Annotated in this window: 5 protein-coding genes; all 5 read left to right on the forward strand. The window is 64.9% G+C overall.

Annotated features, from left to right (window positions below; all coding sequences use genetic code 11):
• A partial coding sequence (locus tag A5780_RS03890; protein ID WP_156769351.1) for an ABC transporter permease occupies window positions 1-560 on the forward strand: 560 nt, incomplete at its 5' end.
• A gap of 13 nt (window positions 561-573) precedes the next feature.
• The gene (locus A5780_RS03895) at window positions 574-1,587 is read left to right on the forward strand and encodes an ABC transporter permease (RefSeq protein WP_082857245.1); all 1,014 of its coding nucleotides are present in this window, start codon (window positions 574-576) and stop codon (window positions 1,585-1,587) included.
• A complete protein-coding gene (locus A5780_RS03900; RefSeq protein ID WP_064907732.1) occupies window positions 1,584-3,470 on the forward strand; it encodes an ABC transporter ATP-binding protein in 1,887 nt (628 codons plus the stop codon). Before A5780_RS03895 ends, A5780_RS03900 begins: the two co-directional genes overlap by 4 nt.
• 9 nt (window positions 3,471-3,479) lie before the next feature.
• Entirely contained in the window at window positions 3,480-5,156 is a 1,677-nt protein-coding gene (locus A5780_RS03905; protein WP_064901166.1) for an ABC transporter family substrate-binding protein, read from the forward strand.
• A 31-nt stretch (window positions 5,157-5,187) separates the two neighbouring features.
• On the forward strand, window positions 5,188-6,451 hold a 1,264-nt coding region (locus A5780_RS03910; RefSeq protein ID WP_064907733.1), incomplete at its 3' end, for an ABC transporter family substrate-binding protein.

Genomic DNA, 6,451 nt, shown 5'->3' on the forward strand with positions numbered 1-6,451 from the left:
TCAGCACGCCTATCTTCCTGTTGGCCACGCTACTGAAATACGGTGCGCTGGAAATAAATTCGGCCGCGGGGCAGCAGATATTCCTCTATACCGGTGAAACCTCGGCCAATGCCGTGCACGGGGTGTGGAATCAGTTCGTCGACCGAGTGCAGCACATGATCGTCCCGAGCCTCGGTCTCGCCCTGGGCGCGATGGCCGGTTACAGCCGCTACCAGCGCAACGCCATGCTCGATGTGCTGCAGAGCGACTTCATCCGCACCGCGCGGGCCAAGGGACTCACCCGCCGCCGTGCGCTCTACAAACACGGCCTGCGCACCGCGCTGATTCCGATGGCGACCCTGTTCGCCTACAGCCTCGGCGCGCTGATCACCGGCGCCACCTTCACCGAGAAGATCTTCGGCTGGCACGGCGTCGGTGAATGGCTCGTCGACGGGATCAACGCGCAGGACATTTACATCGTGGTGACCGTCACGGTGTTCGCGGGATTCGTGGTGCTGGTTTCGGGCCTGCTGTCCGACATCGTGTATGCGATTCTGGATCCGCGAGTGCGGGTCGGATGATCGGGGCGAGAAAGTGACCGAAACCGAGATCATCGCGCAGGGCGCGCCGGAACCCGCTGCGGCCGGACGCCGAAAGCTGGTGTGGCGCAGGTTCCTGCGCAACAAGCCCGCCGTCGTCGGCGCGACCGTGCTGATCATCATGCTGATCGGCGCCTTCGCGATTCCGCCGTTCCTTTCCTACGACTATCAGGAGCGCGACCCGTACGCGCTGCTGCAGCCGCCGTCGCCGCAGCACTGGTTCGGAACCAACGAGATCGGCCAGGACATGCTGGCCCAGACTCTGCACGGTTTGCAGAAATCGCTGATCATCGGCATCTGCGTGGCCGTGCTGACCTCGCTGGTCGCGGTCACCGCGGGGTCGATCGCGGGTCTGCTCGGCGGCTGGACCGACCGCGCGATCATGTGGCTGGTCGACCTGCTGCTGGTGGTGCCCAGCTTCATCATCATCGCGATCTTCGCCCCGCGCACCAAGGGCAGCAGCTCGATTCTGCTGCTGATCGTGTTGCTGGCCGGGTTCAGCTGGATGATCAGTGCCCGCATCGTGCGCGGATTGACGCTGAGCCTGCGCGAACGCGAATTCGTCCGTGCGGCACGGTATATGGGCGCTTCGACGCGTTCGGTGATCGTCACCCACATCGTGCCGAATATCGCCTCGATCCTGATCATCGACACCACTCTCGCCGTCGGCGCGGCGATCATGTCCGAAACGGGTCTGAGCTTCCTCGGATTCGGTGTGCAACCGCCGGACGTGTCACTGGGCTCGCTGATCGCCTTCGGCACCAAATCGGCCTTGACCTTCCCGTGGTTGTTCCTGTTCCCGGGTGGTTTCCTGATCGCGATCGTGCTGTGCGCCAACCTCGTCGGCGACGGCCTGCGCGACGCCTTCGACCCGAGTTCCAAGGGCGCGCGGGCGGGCCGGAAGGCCGACCGGGCGGCGAAGCGGGACAAGGCGCAGCGCGGGAAGTCGGCGCGAACCTCCGGTGCCCGCCCGGATGAGCAGGCGGACAAGAGGATTGAAGCGGCATGACCGATCGCACCACCGAATCCGCCGACCGGGCGGACGCGCGGCGCAGCACGACCGCACCTCTGCTGGAGGTGTCGGACCTGCATGTGTCCTTCCCCAGCGAGGAGGGCCGCATCGACGCGGTGCGCGGAGTGAACTACACCGTCGCCGACGGTGAGGTGCTGGCCATCGTCGGCGAGTCGGGTTCCGGTAAATCGGTGTCCTCGCTGGCCGTGATGGGGTTGCTGCCCGATCAGGCCCGCATCCGCGGCTCGATCCGCCTGCGGGGCCGGGAGTTGCTCGGCATGGGCGACAAGCAGCTTTCGGCGCTGCGCGGGACGCGGATCAGCATGGTCTTCCAGGACCCGCTCTCGGCGCTCACGCCCGTCTACCGGGTCGGTGATCAGATCGCCGAGGCCCTGGTCGCCCACAAGAAGATGAGCAAGTCGCAGGCCGCGGCTCGGGCCGTGGAGCTGCTCGATCTGGTCGGTATTCCCGATCCGGCCGTGCGCGCCAAGGCTTTTCCGCACGAATTCTCCGGCGGTATGCGCCAGCGCGTGGTGATCGCGATGGCGATCGCCAACGATCCGGAACTGATCATCTGCGACGAACCCACCACCGCCTTGGATGTGACGGTGCAGGCGCAGATTCTCGACCTGCTGCGCAAGGCGCGCGACATCACCGGCGCCGGCGTCATCATGATCACCCACGACATGGGGATCGCGGCCACGCTGGCCGACCGGGTGGCGGTGATGTACGCCGGACGGATCGTCGAAAACGCCCCCGCCGCAGAGCTGTTCAACTCGCCGCGGATGCCGTACACCGTCGGCCTGCTCGGTTCCATCCCGCGGATGGACGGCCCGGCCCGGACGCCGCTCATCCCGATCGTGGGTACGCCCCCGCCCATGCACGCCCTGCCGCCGGGCTGTCCCTTCGCGCCGCGCTGCCCGGTCTCGATCGACGACTGCCTGGCCGCGGAGCCGCCACTGCAGGAAACCGCGCCCGCGCACCGGGCGGCCTGCATCCGCACCGCCGAGGTGGGGACCGCGGACCTGTTCGCCGCCTACCGCCACGACACCGACAGCGTCGCCGCGCCGGAACCCGCCGATTCCGATGTGGTGCTGCGGGTTTCGGGCCTGATCAAGACGTTCCCGGTCACCTCCGGTGTGGTCTTCAAGCGCCGTACCGGCGAGGTGCGCGCGGTCGACGGCATCGACTTCGCGGTCCGCAAGGGACGCACACTCGCGCTCGTCGGTGAATCCGGATCCGGGAAATCGACGACGTTGAGCCAGATCATGGACCTCGTGCAGCCGCAGGCGGGCACGATCGAGGTCTTCGGCGAGGATGTCGCGACGCTGAGCAAGCAGCGCAAACGCGATATCCGCCGCAAATTGCAGATCGTGTTCCAGGATCCGGCGTCCTCGCTGGATCCGCGCCTGCCGATTTTCGACGCCCTGGCCGAGCCGTTGCGCGTCGACGGCCGGTCCCGCGACGACATTCGCAAGCGGGTACCGGAATTGCTGAAGCAGGTAGGTCTTCGCGCCGAACACGCCGATCGCTATCCGGCCGATTTCTCGGGCGGGCAGAAGCAGCGCATCAATATCGCGCGGGCGATGGCGCTGGACCCGCAACTGCTGGTACTCGACGAGCCGGTGTCCTCGCTCGACGTTTCCATTCAGGCCGGGGTGCTGAACCTCCTGCGGGATCTGCAGGCCGAACGCGGGCTGTCGTATCTGTTCGTCTCCCATGATCTTTCGGTGGTCCGCAATCTCGCGCACGATATCGCGGTCATGTATCGCGGCAAGATCGTCGAATCCGGTCCGGCCGAGCAGATTTTCGCGTCGCCGCAGCACGAGTACACCCGCGCGCTGATCGACGCGGTTCCGCTTCCGGTCGTCGCGCGCTAGGAGTTCGTCGTGAGGATACGTTCCCGGGCATTGCGTTCGGCCGCTGTCGTAGTGGCGGCCGGGGTGGCCATCACGCTGGCCGGCTGCGCATCGGTGAACACCACGAACGGGCCCGCGGCCCTCGGATCCGCCAACGACATCAATCCGCAGCCGCGCGATGCGGTGCGCGACGGCGGCAACCTGCGGTTGGCGATCAGCGGATATCCGGCCAATTGGAATTCCCTGTCCATCGACGGCAACGAGTTGGAGACCGGGGAGGTGCTGTGGCCGTTGATGCCGCGGTCGTACCTGATCGACGCGACCGGCCAATTGACGATCGACAAGGACTATTTCACCGATATCCAGCTCACCGGCACCGATCCGCAACAGGTCACCTACACCATCAACCCCAAGGCGGTGTGGAGTGACGGATCACCGATCACCTGGGAGGACATCGCCTCCCAAGCCCATGCGCTGTCGAGCGTGGACACCCGCTATCAGATCGCGATCAACAACGGATTCGATCGGGTCGACAAGGTCGAACGCGGGGTCGACGACCGGCAGGCCGTGATCACCTTCAAACAGCACTACGCGGATTGGCGCGGTCAGTTCGCCGGAAACGCGATGCTGTATCCGAAATCGGTCACCGCCGATCCGGATACCTTCAATCGCGCGCTCGCCGGCGGTATCGCGCTCACCTCCGGGCCGTTCGTGGTCCGCTCCACCGATCGCACGCAGGGCCGAATCGTGCTGGGCCGCAATCCGAAATGGTGGGGCGATACTCCGAAACTGGACACCATCACCTTCAGTGTGATGGATCAGTCCGCATATGCGGCGGCCCTGCAGAACAACGAACTCGACGCCGCGCGCCTGAACTCCATCGAGGATCTGGCGACCGTGCGCAGCGGTTCCGAACTGGTCGTACGCCACGCCCCGGGAAATCTGTGGCGGCACATCACCTTCAACGGCGCGCCCGGTTCGATTCTGGCGGATCCCGCACTGCGGGTGGCGATATCGAAGGCCATCGATCGGCAGGGCATCGCGAATGCGATCGAAAACGGTCTGGTGTCGAATCCGAAGCCGTTGAACAATCACATCTTCGTCCAGGGACAAGAGGGTTATCAGGACAACAGCCTGCCCTACGATCCCGCGGCCGCGGCGCGCGAACTCGACGCACTGGGCTGGAAACAGCAGGGCGATGTGCGGGTGAAAGACGGCCGCCGCCTCGAGATTCGCGATGTGATGTACAACGACCCCACCTGGGTTCGGGTCGCGCAGATCGTCCAGGGCGACCTCGCGAAGGTCGGCGTGAAGCTGACCATCGCCACCCGGCAACGCCAGGGTTTCTTCACCGACGCGATGATCCCCGGCGATTTCGATATCGCGCAGTTCCAGTTCTCGGGTGACGCATTCCCGTTCGGGAGCATCCCGCAGATCTACGCCTACCACCCCGATGACGAGCAGAGCAATTTCGGTCGCATCGGCTCCCCGGAGTTGAACGCACTGATCGAGCAGACCCTCAGTGAATTGGATCCGAAGAAGGCCATCGAACTCGCGAACCAGGTGGACCGCAAGGTTTTCGAAGAGGGCTTCTCGCTGCCGCTCACCCAGGATCCCGGCAACTACGGGGTACGGACCACCGTCGCCAACTACGGCGCTCCCGGCCTGGCCACCTACGACTACACCAAGATCGGCTTCGTCAGTTAGCCGCCCGTCCCGACGAAAGGAGAACGAAACCATGCGGATTCGTTCGACAATAACCCGGCTCGCGATCCCCGCGGTCGCGTTCGGATTGCTGCTGTCGGGGTGTTCGGGCTCCACGACCGGGACCGGGAGTTCCGACCTCGGCACGACGAACGACATCAACCCGCACGACGTCGCCGACCTTCGCGACGGCGGCAATCTACGGTTGGCGATCTCGGAATTCCCGCCGAACTGGAACACCCTTCAGATCGACGGCAACAACTACGACATCACCGCGGTCGAGCGGCCGATGATGCCCCAGGCATTCACCATCGACGCCGCCGGCGGCACGCATCTCAACACCGACTACTTCACCAACGTCGAGTTGACCGGCACCGATCCGCAAACCGTCACCTACACCATCAACCCGAAGGCGGTGTGGACGGACGGGACGCCGATCACGTGGGAGGACATCGCCTCTCAAGCCGAGGCGCTGAGCGGTCGCAACCCGGAGTATCTGATCGCCAACAATATGGGTTTCGATCGGGTCGCGAAGGTCGAGCGCGGCGTCGACGACCGCCAGGCGGTGCTGACATTCAACAAGCATTTCGGTGAATGGCAGGGCCAGTTCTCCGGCAACAGCCTGCTGTACCCGAAGTCGGTGACCTCGAATCCGGAGGCGTTCAACAAGAGTCTCGTCGACGGGATCAAGGTGACGGCCGGACCGTTCGTCATCCAGTCCACCGATCGAACTCAAGGGCGTATCACGCTGGGCCGCAACCCGAAATGGTGGGGCGCGACGCCGAAACTCGACACCGTCAATTTCAGCGTGCTCGATTCGGCGGCGCTGGTCCCCGCATTGCAGAACGACGAACTCGACGCGATCGGAATCGGTAGTCGCGGCGATCTGCTGACGGCTCAGGGCGTTCCGAATGTCTCCATCCGCCGCGCGCCGGCGCTGCAGTGGTCGCATCTCACATTCAACGGCGCCCCGGGGTCGATTCTGGAGGATCCCAAGGTTCGCGTCGCCGTCTCCAAGGCGATCGATCGGCAGGGTATCGCGAATGCCATTCAGAACGGACTCGTCGCCGAGCCCAAACCACTGAACAACCACATCTACCTGGAGGGGCAGAAGGGCTACCAGAACAACGCCCTGCCCTACGACCCGGATGCCGCCGCCCGCGAACTCGACGCGCTCGGCTGGAAATTGCAGGGTGACGTGCGCGTGAAGGACGGCCGCAAACTCGAGATCCGCGATGTGATGTACAACGACCCGTCCTGGGTGCAGATGGCGCAGATCATGCAGCAGAATCTCGCCA

It is taken from the genome of Nocardia sp. 852002-20019_SCH5090214, assembly GCF_001665865.1.
GTDB lineage: Bacteria > Actinomycetota > Actinomycetes > Mycobacteriales > Mycobacteriaceae > Nocardia > Nocardia nova.